Source organism: Halomonas sp. SpR8 (assembly GCF_031010195.1).
GTDB lineage: Bacteria > Pseudomonadota > Gammaproteobacteria > Pseudomonadales > Halomonadaceae > Vreelandella.
In genome coordinates this window covers 104,979-121,119 of record NZ_JAUAMC010000002.1, presented here as the reverse complement: position 1 = coordinate 121,119, position 16,141 = coordinate 104,979, and the positions used below count along the sequence as shown (strand labels likewise).

Here is a 16,141-nt window from a genome sequence, read left to right as displayed (position 1 = left end):
AGGAGCCTTGTCATGGAACTGTTGAGGATTGTATGGCGTGATTATCGTTGGCCGTTTGTGGCCGTGGTACTGCTCAGCCTAATAAGCGCTGGCTTGGGCATCGGTGTCATCGCCTTTATCAATCAACGGCTGCTGGGCACTTTCACTGACCCCTGGCGCATCCTGCCTGAGTTCCTGGGGCTAATAGCGCTGTTACTGGTTATTACCCTGACATCTCAGTTGGCGCTGACCACGCTGGGCCACCATTTTGTCTACCGGCTGCGGGGGCAGTTGATCAAGCGAATTCTGGATACCAATATCGAACGCGCCGAGCAGATTGGCAGTGCGCGCCTGTTGGCGAGCCTCTCCACCGACGTGAGTTCAGTGACCGTTGCGTTTATACGCTTGCCGGAACTAGTGCAGGGTGGGGTGCTGACGGTAGGCGCCACGCTTTACCTGGCGTGGCTTTCGCCTGCCATGCTGGGTGTCACCGCGCTTTGGGTGATCGTGACTATTTTAATTGGCATACGCTTGGTGGCCCGGGTCTATGGGCATATGGCCAAACTGCGCGAAATACAGGATCGTCTCTACGCGGATTACCAGTCGGTGATCGAGGGGCGCAAAGAGTTGGCGCTAAATCGCGACCGTGCCGAATGGCTGTATCGCGATGTCTACACCCCGAACGCAAAGGATTGTCGGCGCCATTTTATTCTTGGCGATACCTATCATCTGAGCGCGGTGAACTGGTTCAACATTATGATGTTGGGGGCTATCGGCGTAGCGTTCTTCCTGGCCAATGGTCTGGGTTGGGCATCGGTGCAGGTAGCCACGACGTTCTCACTCACGCTGCTATTTCTGCGTGCGCCGCTGATGCAGGCGATTGGTGCCTTTCCGACGCTGATTAATGCCCGGGTAGCGTTCGAAAAGATCAGCAGCTTAGATCTGGCCGAGCACCGTGAGGCGTTTGGGCACTCTGCGCTGCGCCACAACTGGCAGGCGCTAACTCTGGAACAGGTCAGCTATCGCTACCCGGATGAGGAGTCCCGGCCGGGCTTTGCTATCGGCCCTATCGATCTGACCTTAAATCGCGGCGAAGTGGTGTTTCTGATTGGCGGCAACGGCAGTGGCAAATCGACTCTGGCAAGGCTTCTTACAGGGCTTTATCAACCGCAAAGCGGCTGCGTACGGGTCGATGGCATGCCGCTGCGGGAAGAGGACTGGACACGCTATCGCCAACACTTCTCGGCGATTTATACCGACCTGCATCTATTTGACCGTTTGATGGGCCCCGCGGGCGAGTCACCCGACCCGGTGCTGATGGAAGAGTGGCTGGCAGCCTTAGGTATGCACAGCAAGCTCGATTTCGATGGCGACCGCATTACCAACATCAACCTCTCTCAGGGTCAGCGTAAGCGTCTGGCGATGCTGCTGGCAGTGGCCGAACAGCGCGACCTCTTGCTGCTCGACGAGTGGGCCGCCGACCAGGATCCCCAGTTTCGGCGGGTGTTCTACCGTGAGCTGATACCGCAGCTAAGGGCGCTAGGCAAAACGCTGGTAGTGATTAGCCACGACGACCACTACTTCGACCAGGCCGACCGGCTGCTGGAAATGCGCGGCGGTCAGCTAGTTGAACTTACCGGTGAGCAGCGTGAAGCGGCCAGCCGCGATGCGGTGGCGAGGGTGAGTTGAAAGCGTTTCGCTTGTTATCAACTTTTGCGCTGTTTAATGGCTTTAGGGGCATAACCGAAGAAGCGCGTGAAAGCTGAGCTGAAGTTGCTTGGGTGCCGATAGCCCGTGGCGTAGGCGGCCTGGGCGACCTGTTGGCCGCTCTCCAGCAGCATATGGGCGTGACGCATGCGCTGTTGATGAAGAAAGTGCTGAGGGGTAGTGCCAAACATGCGACGAAACCCCTGCTTTAGTTTCTGCTCCCCTAATCCCACCCGAGCTCCCAAATAAGCCAGCGTTAATGGACGGTCTAATTCGTTGATCAGGATCTCGTGGGCCTGAACGATGCGTTCGACGTCGGCGGTGGCGATGTGCTGTGTATGGCGGGGTTCCGGTAACAGCGCTTCGAGTTGTTCTCCCAGCAGGCTTAGGGCGTGAATGTGTTTCTGGATACGAGCGCTATCTGTTTGGAGGGAAGCCTGGAGCGCCTGAAGATGCGCGCGGCTGCCCGCTGACGTGGGCTGAAACGCCAGTGATCGAACGCCCTTAGAGGCGGGGAGCGCTGACTGGTAACGCTCCCCCAAATAGCGCGCTAGCCAGCCGGTGCTGGCCACCAGGCGTAGCTGAAGCACCGTTTCACCTTCCGGAATGTGGCGCTCGCCTTGGCTATGGTCAAAGGCGGTAACCGTGGTGTGGCCGTGGCGGAAGTCGACACGCGGCCCCCAGCGCTCTCGATAATCAGAGTGGCCTTGCAAACCGAAGGTAATAATCACGCCCGCCCCCGTATGAGGGGTGTGGCTCTCTTCGACCAGCGCTTGGCGAGCACGGTAGCGGGTGAGCACCACCGAGAGGCCATCATCTAGCACGCAGCAGTGGGAGCCTTGTAGGGGCCTATCGGGGGACAGTGGTGTATCGCTATGCATAAGAAGTGAATTGGTTTGCATATGAATGAGCATGATAATTGATATCGTTTGTCGCTAGCCTACTCCCTTAAGCACTCCTGCGCCAGTAGGAGCCAGCAACAGCGTTTAAGGGGGAACGATGCAGCGCAAAGGGTTGAAGAAAGTGGCGGTGATACTCCTGCTGGGAGGATGCGGTACGGTCAGCATCGCTCAAGGCGAAGGGCTGCCAGTGGTAAACGTGACGGCCAATAAGGTAGCCCAGGCCGAAGAGGAAGTGCCGTCGAGCCTGGCGGTGATCTGGGGCGAGACGCTGGCTGATACAGGCGCTGCCAATATCACCGAATTAGCGCGCTATACGCCTGGATTGAGTTTTCAGCCCTTTGGCCAGTCGGGTACCGCGTTGCCGGTAATGCGCGGGCTGACCTCGGGCGCCACCGCCTTCTCCTCGTCGGTATTGATGCTGATTGACGGCGTGCCGGTGGTGAGCGGTCAGGGGTTCGATCACAACCTGCTCGGTGTGGAGCGGGTCGAGGTGCTGCGTGGCCCTCAGTCGACGCTTTATGGCCGCAACGCCGAGGCCGGAGTGATCAGCCTGCATACCCGTCAACCGGATGAAGGCCCTTATGCCGAACTGGAGGCTACGCTGGGCAGCCGCGATTTAACCTCGCTACGCCTTGATGCTGCCCAGGCGCTAGTGCCTGAACAGCTCTATTTGGGTGTCAGCGGAGAGTGGCGCCAACAGGATGGCTTCGTAGAGAACCAGGGACAAGATGGTAAGGCAGATGACCGCCAACGCAAGAGTGGACGCCTGAGTCTACGCTGGCTGCCGACGCAGGACACCGACGTTACCCTACGCTATGGTCGGCTGGACTATCGTGATGGCGCGGCGCCTTGGGGGCGGGTCGAGAACGAGTCGCGCCGTGTTACGTCGCTTGACCCTGGTAGCAATCGCTCATCCGGCGAGGATGTCTCTTTAGATGTACACCATGCGCTGACGGCAGATCTAGCGCTGCGCTCGATCACTGCGCGGCGAGAGATCCACGATCGTATTACCCAAGATACCGATCTTACGCCGGCCCAGCGGTTTGCCATGGGGCGCGACCAGCGTTTGACCACCTTATCTCAGGAACTGCGCCTGGAGCGTCAGGGCGATGAGGGGCAGAGCAGTTGGGTAGTGGGCCTGTACGGCGACCGTGATGACCATCAGCTGCAGTTCGAACAAAGCAACCCGATGGGCACCCAGCGCAATGAGGCGACGCTAGAGGCTGAGAACCTCGCACTATTCGGGCAGTGGACGCTGCCGCTGGGTAAGCGTTGGCGCTTAACACCAGGCCTACGCATAGAGCAGAGCCGGGTGGCGTTGACGCCCCAGGGGGCCGGGCAACGCAGTGAGCGCTGGAGTGATGTTACCTCGCAGTTGGCTCTGCAGTACCGTCTGGGTGATGACGACTGGCTGTATGCCCGCTATGCCGAAGGGTTTCGTGCCGGTGGCTTCAACTCCTTCTCGGCGCAGAGTGGCTACCCCGGTTACGCTCCGGAGGAAGTCACTTCCTATGAGCTGGGTATGAAAGGAACGGCGTTTTCGCAACGGCTTCGCTATGGGCTCGCCAGTTACTGGATGACCATTGACGACATGCAGGTGCAGCAGGTTCTCCAGCCCGGCAGCGTACTGATCACCAATGCCGCCGCCGCACGCTCGCGGGGTCTCGAACTGGATCTTGATTACCTGCTGGGCGGACATTGGACGCTCCAGGCGGGCCTGGCCCTCAATCGTACCCGTTTTCGCGAGTTCAATGATCTTAGCGGTGACCATGCCGGTCACCATAACCCCTTTGCGCCTGATATCAGCGCTCGTCTGGGGCTGCGCTACGACTCGCCTCAGAACTGGTATGCCCAGGCCAATCTCAGCGGCATGAGCAAAACCTACCTGGATGCGGCCAACCGCTTCAGTCGCCCTGGGCATGTCCTGCTTGATGTGGCGGGTGGTTATCGCCATGGGCCATGGCAATTGGGGGTCTACGTCAACAACGCGACTGACCGGCGTTACGACGCCGTCGGCCTGCTCAATGACAGCGTGCGGGAGTACAGCCCTCCCCGTGAAATCGGCTTGCGCTTGGGGGTGTCGTTATGAGCCATGCTGACGACCTCCTTCCCCATGCACTGCAACCCTATTGGGATCTAGCGCTGGCCTCCGTGCAGGCCGAAGCACTGCAATTGGCGCTGGCAAAGGGACTCTTCGAAACGCTTCAGCAGCCTCACTCGGCGGCGGCTTTGGCCAACGCCAGAGGGTGGCGGCCAGTGAGCGTCGAACACTGGCTGACCCTGCTGTGGAGCATGCGCCTTCTCGACCGGCATCGAGATGCTGCAGGTGAGTGGCGCTATATCTGCACTGATGTTGCACAGCGCTACCTGGCATCTTCTTCGCCGTTGTACTGTGGCGAGGCTTGGCGCTTTCGACTCGCCTCGCTGCGAGACTTTGGCGCAGGGCTGGCCGAGGGTTTGCACGAACAGAGGCAGTCGGCGCCGCTAGCCAGCGGTGAGCGCTGGGCTGCGGCGGCACGTAGCCATCTGGCACGTGAGCAGATGGCGGTGACAGCGCCTGCCGCCTGTGAAGTGGTGGCACAACGGATGGCGCCTGAAGCAGCCTGGCGATTGCTGGATCTAGGCGGAGGCCCAGGGCTAGTCGCCGTAGCCCTGGCGAAGGCGTTTCCACAGATGAGCGGTGTGGTCTTTGAACTGCCAGAAGCCGCCGATGTGGCCGCGCAACATATCGCCGAAGCCGGCTTGGTGTCACGTATCGAAGCGCGGGGCGGCGATCTGGCGAGGGATGACATCGGCACTGGGTACGATCTGATCTGGTGCTCTTCGGTACTGCATTTTGTGCCCGAGCTTTCGGCCTGCCTGGCCAAACTGCATGCCGCACTAAAGCCCGGCGGTGAGTTGATCTGCGTGCACGCTGAAATTCCTGATGAACCCGAGGCGGCCCGCCGCATGCTCTCCTATTACCTGCCGCTACTGTGGCAGGGGCGTCGAGTGACCCAGGCCGGTGAGCTGCGCGAAGCACTGCTGGCCCAGGGTTTCGAAGTGTGTGAGGCGCAGCCGATAGCGCTTCCCATGGCGCCAGCCACCGCACTGGTGGCGCGTAGGAGGGGGAACTGATGCGCTCTGTGATAGCCAAGCAACTGACGTTCGGCTGGCTTCACTTTGCCCTGGCGTTGCCCAGCATCTATCTATTGCTAGGGATGCCCCTGGTTCTGCGCGAACAAGGGTGGAGCGGCACACAAATTGGTTTGCTACAGCTAGCGGGGCTGCCTGCGATACTCAAATTGGTGATGGCGGTTCCTGTGGAGCGCTGCCGCCTCGCTGGCGGAGGCTATCGCGCCTGGGCATGCCTGCTCGGGCTGTTGCTGGGCCTAGCGTTGTTGGGGTTAGCGTACGATTTTCCTCTCGCGCAGCCGCCGCGCTTCTATGCCTGGGTGCTGCTGATCAGCTTGCTGGCGACCTGGGCCGATGTGCCCGTGAACGCGCTGGCGATTCGTTGCCTGCCCGCTGAGGAGCGGCTGCGCGCTGGTAGCATTCGTTCGGCAGCCCTGTTTCTGGCTGCCGTGGTGGGCGGTGGCCTACTGTTGGTGCTGCACCAGCGAGCGGGTGGGGCGGTTCCCTTTGTGCTGATGGCACTGCTACTCGTGGTGGGCGGCATTCTGGTGGTGACAGCACAGCCAGAAAACGAGCCTCATACCTCGTCAGAAGCGCACTTTTCGCCGCCTTATCAGAGTGGGGTGCTGAACTTTTTTCGTCAGCCTGCTGCTGGTATCTGGGTGGCGTTGTTGATGTTGCTCTTCCCTTTTGTCGGCGCTGGTTGGATCTATCTTAAACCACTGATGCTTGACCTTGGTATGCCAGCAGAGCAGGTGGCATGGTGGGTTGGGGTTGGTGGAGGCGTGATGGGGGCTTTGGCTAGCCTGACGGGTCAACGCCTGGCAATGGGGATAGGCATTGGCCGAGCAGTGCCGCTGTTCGCTGGCTTGGGAGCACTGGCCTTGGCGACCCTGGGATTGGTGAGCCACATGGCCGCCGGGCAGTCGCTATGGCTAGTAGGCGCGGGGCTGATCGCTTGCGCCATGGGAGCACTATCGGGGCTGATGTTCGGGCTGATGATGCACTTTGCCAGACCGGGGAACCGGGCGTTGGATTACGGTCTACAGGCCAGTCTTTTCACCCTGTCGCGCCTGGCGGTGCCCGTGCTCGCCGGTATTGTGCTCGACCAGCTGGGTTATTCGGGCATGTTCACCATGCTAGCGCTATGTATGGCAGCGGTAGTGGTGCTGGCGTTGATAGTCAGCCGGGGGCTACAGCGGGCTGTGTTGAATAGGTGAAGTGCATATAGAGCCTGGGTGAGTTCGACTCAACCAGCGCTTGAATCTTGCATAACCGGCGTCTTGGGTGATCTATGCTCAGTCAAAACCTAACCCTCGCTTGTCGGTGCAAGAGCAGCAGGAATATGGGTATGCCAAGCAAGGCCGTTAATGCACCCACGGGAATCTCTAAGGGGCTGATCACGGTGCGGCCAATGAGATCAGCGCATAGCATCAGCATACTGCCGAGCAACATGCTGCCGATCCATAACCGATGCAGTTTTGAGCCCACCAGTAGTCGGGCGAGGTGGGGAGCGACCAGCCCCACGAAACCGACCGGGCCAGTAACCGCCACCGCACTGGCGGCGAGCAGAACCGCAACAGCAATGGCAACAGCACGCCAGAACATAGGGCGAAGCCCCAGGCTGATCACCATGCTGTCATCAAAACGCAGCAGGGCAAGGGGTTTCAGCAAAGCCAGGGTGCCGAGTAACCCTGCTAGGCTCCAGGGCCACAGCATGTACAGATGCTGAAAGTCGCGCCCGTATAGGCTGCCTGCTAGCCAGATCAAAGCGATTTCGGTGCGTGCACCGCCCCAGGTGACGATGACCCACATCACTAACGCGTTCAGCACAGAGCCCACGGCGATTCCGTTGAGCACCAGATGGATGGGGCGCAGCTGTGCCCTCCAGGATAGGCCCAGCACCAAGCTGGCTGCCAGCAATCCGCCGAGCAGTGCCGCTGCGGGCAGCCAGCTCATCATTGCGGGAGCCGCGTCGCCGATCAGCACATCCACCGTGGCAAGGTCGGCAAGCAGCAGAACGGTGATGACGGCGAGCCCAGCCCCGCTGGAAATGCCAACGATACTCGGGTCCGCCAATGGATTACGGAAAACCGCTTGCAAGATCAGGCCTGCGGTGGCGAGCTGCAGGCCGACCAGGATGGCGAGTAGTGCGCGTGGCAAACGGTGTTGCCATACCAGCGTGCCTTCCAGTGACGACGCCTGGCCTGAGAATAGGCCGTCGAGGATCAATCGTGGCGACACCGATACAGCCCCAATAAACAGAGAAGCTAGCACCAGCAGTACCAAGATAACCCCGAGCAGTGTGAGGGGAATGCGCAATGGCATGCGCTGGCTCGCGCTGCTGCGTGTTGTTATAACGTTTTGAAACATAGAATTAGCCCTTCTGCCGACTGATCAGGTAAACCAGTATCGGCCCGCCCAGCAGTACACAGAGAATCCCAACGGGAACCTCATGCCACTTGGCGATAAGATCAGCCGCGCATACCAAGCTGGCGCCGACCAGGGCGGACAGCGGCAGTAGATGACGATGGCGAACTCCGTTACTGCCCAGGGTGAAGCGGACCAAGTGGGGGGCGACCAAGCCAATGAAGGTGATTGGGCCCGTGGCCGCCACTGTCGCCGCCGCTAGTAGTACGGCAACGACACCGAACAGCAGTCTCCAAGGCGTGACGCGCATGCCGAGAGCGATGAGAATCGTGTCGTCCAGACGCAATAGATCCAGCCTGCCAGCAAAGACGATTCCCAATAGTAGGGCGGGTAGCACCCAAGGCCACAGGAGGTGTACGTGCTCCCAAGTGCGGTTGATTAAGCTGCCCGTTAACCAGTAGTAGATGCCGTTGGCCTCCACATTGGCGCAGATCAGTAGCACGATGATGGCGGCAGCGAAGAACAGATTAACGCTCATTCCGGTCAGCGTCAGGTACAGCGGATTCAGGCGTGCCCCCAGGCTGATGGAGAGTGTCATTAGCGCTGCTACTATGCCACCCAGCGTGCTTAGTAACAGCATGGTCGGGGTTGGTAGCGTGAAGTAGGTCATGCACAGCGCCATCGCGAATGCCGCCCCTGACGTGACCCCTAGTAATCCAGGTTCACCCAACGGGTTGCGGGTGATTGATTGCACGATGGCGCCCGCTAAACCCAGCGCACCACCTGCCAGCATCCCGGTCAGTAACCTAGGTATACGCAGTTCACGAATCACGAATGCCGCATCGGATCCATCATCACGCATCAGCGCTTCGAGCAGGACGCGGAGCGGAATACCAAACTCGCCCAGCGCAAGCGCTCCTGCTGTTGTTAGACTCAGGACGAGCAGGCAGGCCGATGCAAGCCAGAACACGCGAATCGGCAGGGCTTTCTGGAGCAGGAGATTATCCATGCCCTGCTAGCGCTCGAAGTTCATAGCCCGGGCTTGGGCGGGTTCGGGGATATCTTTGGGAGCAGGGAAGTGGTCTGGGTAGAGCAGGTAGGCCATCTCCTTAAGAACCATCTGCCTGGCCAGCGGGCCGTGGGGCATGACGTACTGGTCACCCACTCGCCAGGCCCGGTTATTGCGCACTGCTTTTAAACGGGGCCAAGCGGGGTGGCTGACGAAGGGGCCATCGTCCGCCTTGAACGACAGGATCACATCCGGGTTCAGGCGCAGCAGCGTTTCCATGCTGATCGCGGACGAATCCGCTGGCGCCATGCCTCGCGGCGGATTGCCCTGGATATTGGTTGCGCCAAGCTGGGTCATGATGTGCCCGGTTAGGTGATGACTGTAGAAAGCATAAGGAACATCCCCCCAGTGCCAGAGAAATACGGCGCTGATGCCACCCGGTGCACGCTCGGCATGGCGCTCCAGGTCGTTCAGGAAGCGCTCGTTCAACTCGCTACCCTGGCTTTCGGCGCCGAGCGCCAGGGTGGCGCGTTCGACACTACGTAGAGAGTCTTCCAGGGTGATCAGGTCAAACGCCAGAAAGGCACCGGCTTCCTCAATTTTCTGTTCGAAAGGCTCAGTGTAGGTGCGTAGCCCGATAGTTAAGTCCGGGGATAACTGAGCCAAAACTTCTAGATTGGTTTGGTGAACCTCCCCAAGATTCACTGCGTCCACTGCTGCGCCGCCGAGAAAGTCAGACTGCTGGCCACCCAGTATCGACAGGCCATCGACTTGCCTGCCTAACGATACCAGTACGTCCGCACCGAAACTGGAAATAGAGGCGACGGTGCGCGGTAGCTGAGCGATCTCAACGCTCTTATTCCGGTCATCGACGATGGTTAGGGGGAAATCATGGGCGAGAACACCCCCTGTATTCAGAATGGTCATGACGGGAATTGCGATAAGAAGCGAGCGTAGACGTTGCATGAGCTGGAATCCAGAACGGCCATTCGAAGTACTGGATTGTTGGCTAATCGGCACCCTTCAGCTACCCGAATCGGGAGTGAAATCACCCCCAAAAGGATCTGCTGCGGGGAGTCTTGGCGGCCGCTACCTCTCTATGCTGAGTTCGCTTCGACCAGTATGAGCCTACCCATGAGAAATTTCAGAGCCAATACCAGTGCACCGCGCCTGCTTTACGAACTAACAGCCAGCCATCGACTGGTGATGGTAGTGGCGCTGCTAATAACATTCCTGGCGGTACTGGCCGAACTGCTGCCGTTCTGGTTGCTTTACCAGGCGATTAGTACTCTTGTGCTAACGCCATATCAGTTTGTGGAGACATTGCCGTTCCTGGCGGCTTGGCTGGCGGCGGCGCTGATGCTCAAGTACCTGCTCTACGGCGCGGCTTACTTGATCAGCCATCATGTCGCCTACGCGATCATGGCAACGGCTCGTAATACCCTGGTCGCCAAGCTGGTGGCAGCCCCTTTACCCTGGTTGCACGGGCAAGGCAGCGGTGCTTTGAAGCAGTCGGTCATTCAGGATGTGGAGCGCCTTGAGGGTTTTCTCGCCCATCACACGATCGAGATCACCGCCGCGATTCTTGCACCACTGTGTGTTGCCATACTGCTGTTCTGGTTGGACTGGCGGTTGGCTCTGGCAGTGCTAGCCATCGGACCCGTGGCGCTATTCGCCGCTATGCTGGGTATGCGTGGGGTTGGCAATGACCACGACCAATTCAGCTTAGCCACCGCCAATCTCAATAATGTGGTGGTGGAGTATCTGCGCAATATGCCGGTACTGAAAGTATTTTGCCGATCCGCATCACATTTCCAACTGCTGCAGTCCCGATTGCAGGCGTACTACCAACTGACAACGTCCATCACCAGACGCACGGTGCCTGTTTGGTCACTGTTTACCAGCGTGCTGGGGGCTCATATGTTGCTGGTGCTGCCGCTTGGGGCATGGCTGTATGCCAGGGGAGAAGTAAGCCCGGAGGATGTGGCGCTGGCCCTGATGCTGGGCTCAGCTATTTTCAAACCGCTACTCAAAGTAAGCCGCTTCTTTATGGAGATTCCGCCGGTGCTGGCTGGGCTGCGGCGCATGGCGCCTATCCTGGCATTACCGGTGCCCCCTTCTATCGCGAGCCGCTCAGTAACGTTCAGCGAGCCGCCCTTGGTCGAGCTGAGAGACGTTGACATACAGTACGGTGGCCGCTCGGTGTTGGCGGATGTGAGTCTTTGCCTACGACCTGGATCACTCAATGTGCTGGTGGGGCCTTCGGGTGCAGGGAAATCCACCATCGCACATATCATGGCTGGGCTGCTGGTGCCACTTACCGGCGGTGTATTCATCAACGGTAGGCCGATGAGCGAATTAGCGGACAGTGATCGAACACGTCTGGTAGGAATGGCCACCCAGGAGGTGTTCCTGTTCAACGGCACCATCCGTGAGAATCTATGCCTAGCTCGGCCGGATGCCAGCGAGGCTGACATCACAAAGGCGTTGCGGGTGGCCCAGGCAGAAGTGCTTGTGCACGGATTACCCGATGGACTTGATACTCAGGTCGAAGAGCTTGGGACACGACTCTCCGGCGGCGAGCGACAACGCATTGCTGTGGCAAGGCTGCTGCTCGCCGATACACCGATTCTGCTGCTCGACGAAGCGACAGCGTTTGCCGATAGCCTGACCCAGCGCGCTTTTTTCTGGGATCTGCGACAGGCATATCCCGGCAAGACCTTCGTAATCGTCGCGCATCGTCTTGCCGGGATCGAGTGCGCCGATCAGATTTTGGTGATCGAACAGGGGCGACTGAGCGCTAACGGCCGTCATACCCAACTGATGCAGCGTAACGGTTACTACCAGTCGATGATGCGTTGTGAAGCATCGTGCTCCGGCTGGACGCTGACCTCGGGGCGCGGCGATCTGACAACGTCACAAGGATAGCAAACGATGACAAACGTGAATGTCTGGATCAGCTTGCGGCGCATTTTTGCCCGTAGCGGCACTGCTGCGCGGCCGTTGCTGTTGGGACTGCTGCTGAGGGTGCTTGAACGCTGCTGCGAACTGATGCCTTATCTGCTCTGTTACCTGTGGTTGTGTACCATTCTGGAGGTTCCACGTCCCGGCTTTGGTTGGGCGGCAGATCCAGGTTGGCTGGCGCTGGCCCTGATCGTCAGCTTTGTACTGCAGTGGCTGTTGGCCTATGGCGGCCAGAAACGCTGCTTTCTGGAAAGCTACCGCATCATTGCAGGCTATCGGGAACGGTTGATTGAACGAATGCGCAACGTCCCTATTGGCGAGCTGCGCAGCCAGCGTGTTGGACAGCTAGCCGATGTGGTGACGGATGACATTAACCGTGTGGAATCGATCTTCGCCCATGTTCTGGCAGACTTCGTCGCCGCGCTGGGCTTATCGCTGGTGGCACTGCTTGTTCTGGCTAGTATTGAGTGGCGCCTAGCGCTCGCTCTAGCTGCTCTGGTACCTCTAGCGGCGCTGGCGCTGGTGGTTAGCCGCCATCTGTTCGAGCGTGCGGGGCTGCGCAAGCACGTACTCTATCGGCAGACATCTGGTCTACTAGTGGAGTTCATCGGCGGGCTTACGACACTGCGTCTGTTCCATCGAGCTGATGCCTGGGCGCAGCGCTTGACGGCAGCCTTTGCCGACCTGCGCCGAATGAGCCTGAGCATTGAAAAATGGGGCGGTGGCCCAGTGATGCTGTTTCGCTTCCTCGTCGAGTGCGGTCTGCTTGTGCTACTGCTGGCTGGCACCTTGAGCGTGCTTGGTGACGAGATTCCCCCGGTGAGTTGGATCGCCTTCTTCCTGTTGGCTTACAAGTTTCTTGGGCCGCTACTGGAGGCGGCCGAATATCTGGTCATGTTGCGCCATGCCTGCCAAAGCGAAGTCAAGCTAGAGGAAGCGTGGGCACTGCAGCCACTCGCCGAGCCGCTGGTCGCGAAGACGCCGGGGCACTTTGCGGTGAGCTTCGATGCGGTGTCGTTCTCCCACGGGGGGGAAGCCCGCTTGCGTGACATCAGCATCGAGATACCTGAGCGAAGTGTCACGGCCATCGTTGGGCCCTCCGGTGCGGGTAAGAGCACGTTGTTGCATCTGCTGGGGCGTTTTTATGACCCTGACCAAGGGGCTGTACGTATGGGCGGTGTCGACCTGCGTGAGATGGGTTCGGAACAACTGTATGAAAAAGTTAGCGCAGTGTTTCAACAGGTCCAGATTTTTGACGGCACCATCATCGAGAACCTGAGGGCAGGGCGGGAGGATGCTAGCGATGAAGACGTGCGGCAAGCGTGTGTTGCCGCTGACTGTGCCGACTTTATTGAGCGGTTGCCGGAAGGCTACCTAACCCGAGTGGGAGAGTCCGGTTTTGCACTTTCTGGCGGCGAACGCCAGCGCCTTTCGATTGCCCGGGCTCTGCTTAAGGATGCACCCGTGCTGTTGCTGGATGAGGTCACTGCCGCCGTGGACCCGCAGTCGCAGATGGCGATCCATCGCGCCCTTAACACGCTAGCCAGGGATCGCACCCTGATCATGGTGGCGCACCGGCTGAGCACGGTGCGCAACGCTGATCAGATCATTGTCCTGGACCGGGGCTGCGTCGTCGAATCCGGCAAGCATGATGTATTGCTGCGCTGCGACGGTCTGTATGCCGCCATGTGGGCAGCCCAGGCATCTGATGAGCCGACTCCAGTATCCTGATGTTCCTGTATTCTGGTAGAGAATAGAAATAAATCGCATTCGGGGGTTCGTGTCCCGTTTGGAGTAGTGCCGTTGGCGCGTGGCTCTCTAGCATGGTGGCTCCCATTGACTTTAATTGACTTCATTAATACGGATACAGCCATGAATATGCGGAGCATTCGACCCTGCCACCTACTGATTGCCGGTCTTTTGATTGTACCGAAAACGCCCTACGCCGTTGCAGAGGATGAACGTCCTGACCCCGCACTGGACGACCAGACCACCAAGCTTGAGGCAGTCACCGTTACGGCACGGCGTCGCGAGGAAAGCCTTCGGGATGTGCCCGCGTCAATTCATGTGGAGAGTGGTGAATCGCTGGAGCAGAAGCGGATGCTCGATGGTGCGGCGGCGTTGCGTGATGTAGCGGGCGCTAGCCTCGGCACTTTCGGTGACCGCTCCAATGCGTTTACCGTCATTCGTGGAGTTGCACCGATCCTTACGCCCCTTAGCCCGGATGATAGCTCGGTGCTGACTTTCGTTGATGGTGCACCCATGCCGATGGGCGCTTCGCTCTCACCCTATCTGGACCTGGAGAGGATGGAGGTCGTCAAGGGGCCGCAAAATACGCTGTTTGGTCGCAATACGGCCGGTGGTGCTATCAACTTGGTGCCTGTGCAGCCTGATCATAGGTTCGAGGGTTCTTTGCGTACAGAGGTCGGTACGGATGGTATCTTTCGCGCTGAGAGCATTATCAATGGCTCCATCGTACCTGAACGGCTTGCTGGCAGGTTAGCGATTCGCCGCTCCCGCACCGATGGCTATATTCCCAATAGTGCGGGTGAGGATCTGGGTAAAGATGAGAGTTGGGTGGCCCGTGGTTCTCTACTGTTTACCCCCACCGAGCGAACAAGTTGGCTGCTCAGTGTTCAGGGAGAAAGCACTGACACCGCACCGACGGCCTACATTGCTGATCGCCCGGGGCAGGCGAAACAGGCGGCTCAGAACAAGACCGTGGATGATTTGCGCATGCTCAGTATCAACTCACGACTTGAGCATGATTTCGACACATTCACGGCAACCGCGCAAACCAGCTATGCACGCCTGAATAACCGCAATAGCTACAACTTTCCTGATGCCATTATCGCCAGTGACTTTAGTGGCTTGCCACCATCGGACTTCCTGGATCCTGAAACGAACTTTATCGATTGGGATAAGCGAGACTCGCGGCTGACCCAAGAGTTCCGGGTCGCAGCTTTACCTGATGCGGAGATGGGGTGGCTCGCAGGTGTGGTGTTCTACCGGGATGAAGCGCAGCGAGATCGAACCAGTGAAATGTGGTACTTCGGCCCATCCGCCACGGGCAGCACCGACTACGATCTCACCACGACAGGGCAGGCGGTATTCGGTGAAGTTAACCTGCCAATGAACGATCAACTGCAGCTGTCGCTGGGCGCGCGTGCTACCCATGAATCCAAGGAGTTCCACTCGGAGTTCACCAGTGACGGTATGTCTGGGGCAGTGCCCTATTTTGCCGAGGAGGGGGAGAAGAGCTACGACTTTGTAACGGGGCGGGCAGCGATCACCTACGATTGGTCCCCCGACCTGATGACCTGGGCGAGTCTTTCTAGAGGCTACAAGAGTGGTGGCTTTGGGCAGGGTAATTCGCTTATGTGGAGCGGTGTACCCCGAGACCCCTATGACTCCTCGACGGTGTTGACCTACGAGCTGGGTGCACGCTCTGCATGGCTTGATGACCGTCTGGCAATCAGTGGGGCATTGTTCTTGAACGATATGCGTAAGGAGCAAATGCAAACCTGGGACTACGAGGATTTCACCGGTAAGAACCTGAACCTGGATGCGCGTTCAGTAGGCTTCGAGCTAGACGCACAGTATCGCCCCTCGGATCGCTGGTGGCTAAGCGGTGGTGTTGCCTATACCAATACTGCACTGCGCAATGTGTCTGAGGAGGCGGCGGCGCTGCAAGATGGCTTGAATAGTGGCAATCACTTGCCAACAGTGCCGGAATGGTCCGCCAAGGCAGCCATTGGCTATCAGGTAGCGGGTCAAGACATCGGCCTTGGAGGAGTATTGGCGGATGGGACCGTCAACGCGCGGCTTGCTTATAACTACATGGGTAGCCGCTACACGGATGCGTCTAACTTCGGCAAGTTGCCGCCAGTACACTTGGTATCCGCCCGCCTGGGCATGGATTTCGGTAATAGCGAGGTGTATTTCTTTGGCGACAACCTGCTGGATGAAGAGTACATGAGCATTAAAGATCGCTTTGGCACGGATGCAGAGGGCAACCCAGTGTTTGGTGTGTCCTATGCTCGCGGTGCAACAGTAGGTCTAGGTGCCGCCCTCCACTTCTAACACCCGTTTCTGC

At 58.9% G+C, this 16,141-nt stretch carries 11 protein-coding genes; 7 read left to right on the top strand and 4 right to left on the bottom strand.

Annotated elements, in window-relative coordinates; translation table 11 throughout:
* Positions 1-12 precede the first annotated feature (12 nt).
* Entirely contained in the window at positions 13-1,668 is a 1,656-nt protein-coding gene (locus QT230_RS04025; RefSeq protein WP_308320277.1) for a multidrug ABC transporter permease/ATP-binding protein, read from the top strand.
* Positions 1,669-1,685: 17 nt separating this feature from the next.
* Here the strand turns inward: QT230_RS04025 and QT230_RS04020 are convergent, their stop codons facing one another.
* Positions 1,686-2,600: an AraC family transcriptional regulator gene (locus QT230_RS04020; RefSeq protein WP_308320276.1), complete on the bottom strand. Its 915-nt coding sequence runs from the start codon at positions 2,598-2,600 to the stop codon at positions 1,686-1,688.
* An 85-nt stretch (positions 2,601-2,685) separates the two neighbouring features.
* On the opposite strand from QT230_RS04020, the gene QT230_RS04015 reads away from it, so the two are divergent.
* The 3 genes from QT230_RS04015 to QT230_RS04005 are packed head-to-tail and all read left to right on the top strand — an operon-like array spanning position 2,686 to position 6,922.
* A complete protein-coding gene (locus QT230_RS04015) occupies positions 2,686-4,677 on the top strand; it encodes a TonB-dependent receptor (RefSeq protein WP_308320275.1) in 1,992 nt (663 codons plus the stop codon).
* Positions 4,674-5,705, top strand: a complete 1,032-nt coding sequence (locus QT230_RS04010; RefSeq protein WP_308320274.1) for a methyltransferase — start codon at positions 4,674-4,676, stop codon at positions 5,703-5,705. The genes QT230_RS04015 and QT230_RS04010 overlap by 4 nt, the downstream gene beginning before the upstream one ends.
* Positions 5,705-6,922: an MFS transporter gene (locus tag QT230_RS04005; RefSeq protein WP_308320273.1), complete on the top strand. Its 1,218-nt coding sequence runs from the start codon at positions 5,705-5,707 to the stop codon at positions 6,920-6,922. The genes QT230_RS04010 and QT230_RS04005 overlap by 1 nt, the downstream gene beginning before the upstream one ends.
* Before the next feature lie 82 nt (positions 6,923-7,004).
* Here QT230_RS04005 and QT230_RS04000 read toward each other — a convergent pair whose 3' ends face one another.
* The 3 genes from QT230_RS04000 to QT230_RS03990 are packed head-to-tail and all read right to left on the bottom strand — an operon-like array spanning position 7,005 to position 10,047.
* Positions 7,005-8,030, bottom strand: coding sequence for an iron ABC transporter permease (locus tag QT230_RS04000; protein WP_308320272.1), 1,026 nt, complete (start codon positions 8,028-8,030; stop codon positions 7,005-7,007).
* 49 nt (positions 8,031-8,079) lie between these two features.
* Positions 8,080-9,081 carry an iron ABC transporter permease gene (locus QT230_RS03995; RefSeq protein WP_308320271.1) on the bottom strand — a complete coding sequence of 334 codons (1,002 nt, stop codon included), beginning with the start codon at positions 9,079-9,081 and terminating at the stop codon, positions 8,080-8,082.
* A 6-nt stretch (positions 9,082-9,087) separates the two neighbouring features.
* Positions 9,088-10,047 carry an ABC transporter substrate-binding protein gene (locus QT230_RS03990; protein ID WP_308320270.1) on the bottom strand — a complete coding sequence of 320 codons (960 nt, stop codon included), beginning with the start codon at positions 10,045-10,047 and terminating at the stop codon, positions 9,088-9,090.
* A 168-nt stretch (positions 10,048-10,215) separates the two neighbouring features.
* On the opposite strand from QT230_RS03990, the gene QT230_RS03985 reads away from it, so the two are divergent.
* From QT230_RS03985 to QT230_RS03975, 3 genes are all read left to right on the top strand, one after another.
* Positions 10,216-12,009 carry an ABC transporter ATP-binding protein gene (locus tag QT230_RS03985; RefSeq protein WP_308320269.1) on the top strand — a complete coding sequence of 598 codons (1,794 nt, stop codon included), beginning with the start codon at positions 10,216-10,218 and terminating at the stop codon, positions 12,007-12,009.
* Between the two features lie 6 nt (positions 12,010-12,015).
* On the top strand, positions 12,016-13,776 hold the full coding sequence (locus QT230_RS03980) for an ABC transporter ATP-binding protein (RefSeq protein ID WP_308320268.1): 1,761 nt from the start codon (positions 12,016-12,018) through the stop codon (positions 13,774-13,776).
* Positions 13,777-13,917: 141 nt separating this feature from the next.
* Positions 13,918-16,128 (top strand): TonB-dependent receptor, encoded by a 2,211-nt coding sequence (locus QT230_RS03975; protein ID WP_308320267.1) that lies wholly within the window; start codon positions 13,918-13,920, stop codon positions 16,126-16,128.
* Positions 16,129-16,141 lie beyond the last annotated feature (13 nt).

What these genes read in the sequence shown, in the direction of transcription:
- QT230_RS04025 (WP_308320277.1), top strand. Translation starts at nt 13, where the DNA reads ATGGAACTGTTGAGGATTGTATGGCGTGATTATCGTTGGCCGTTTGTG.
- QT230_RS04020 (WP_308320276.1), bottom strand. Translation starts at nt 2,600, where the DNA reads ATGCTCATTCATATGCAAACCAATTCACTTCTTATGCATAGCGATACA.
- QT230_RS04015 (WP_308320275.1), top strand. Translation starts at nt 2,686, where the DNA reads ATGCAGCGCAAAGGGTTGAAGAAAGTGGCGGTGATACTCCTGCTGGGA.
- QT230_RS04010 (WP_308320274.1), top strand. Translation starts at nt 4,674, where the DNA reads ATGAGCCATGCTGACGACCTCCTTCCCCATGCACTGCAACCCTATTGG.
- QT230_RS04005 (WP_308320273.1), top strand. Translation starts at nt 5,705, where the DNA reads ATGCGCTCTGTGATAGCCAAGCAACTGACGTTCGGCTGGCTTCACTTT.
- QT230_RS04000 (WP_308320272.1), bottom strand. Translation starts at nt 8,030, where the DNA reads ATGCCATTGCGCATTCCCCTCACACTGCTCGGGGTTATCTTGGTACTG.
- QT230_RS03995 (WP_308320271.1), bottom strand. Translation starts at nt 9,081, where the DNA reads ATGGATAATCTCCTGCTCCAGAAAGCCCTGCCGATTCGCGTGTTCTGG.
- QT230_RS03990 (WP_308320270.1), bottom strand. Translation starts at nt 10,047, where the DNA reads ATGCAACGTCTACGCTCGCTTCTTATCGCAATTCCCGTCATGACCATT.
- QT230_RS03985 (WP_308320269.1), top strand. Translation starts at nt 10,216, where the DNA reads ATGAGAAATTTCAGAGCCAATACCAGTGCACCGCGCCTGCTTTACGAA.
- QT230_RS03980 (WP_308320268.1), top strand. Translation starts at nt 12,016, where the DNA reads ATGACAAACGTGAATGTCTGGATCAGCTTGCGGCGCATTTTTGCCCGT.
- QT230_RS03975 (WP_308320267.1), top strand. Translation starts at nt 13,918, where the DNA reads ATGAATATGCGGAGCATTCGACCCTGCCACCTACTGATTGCCGGTCTT.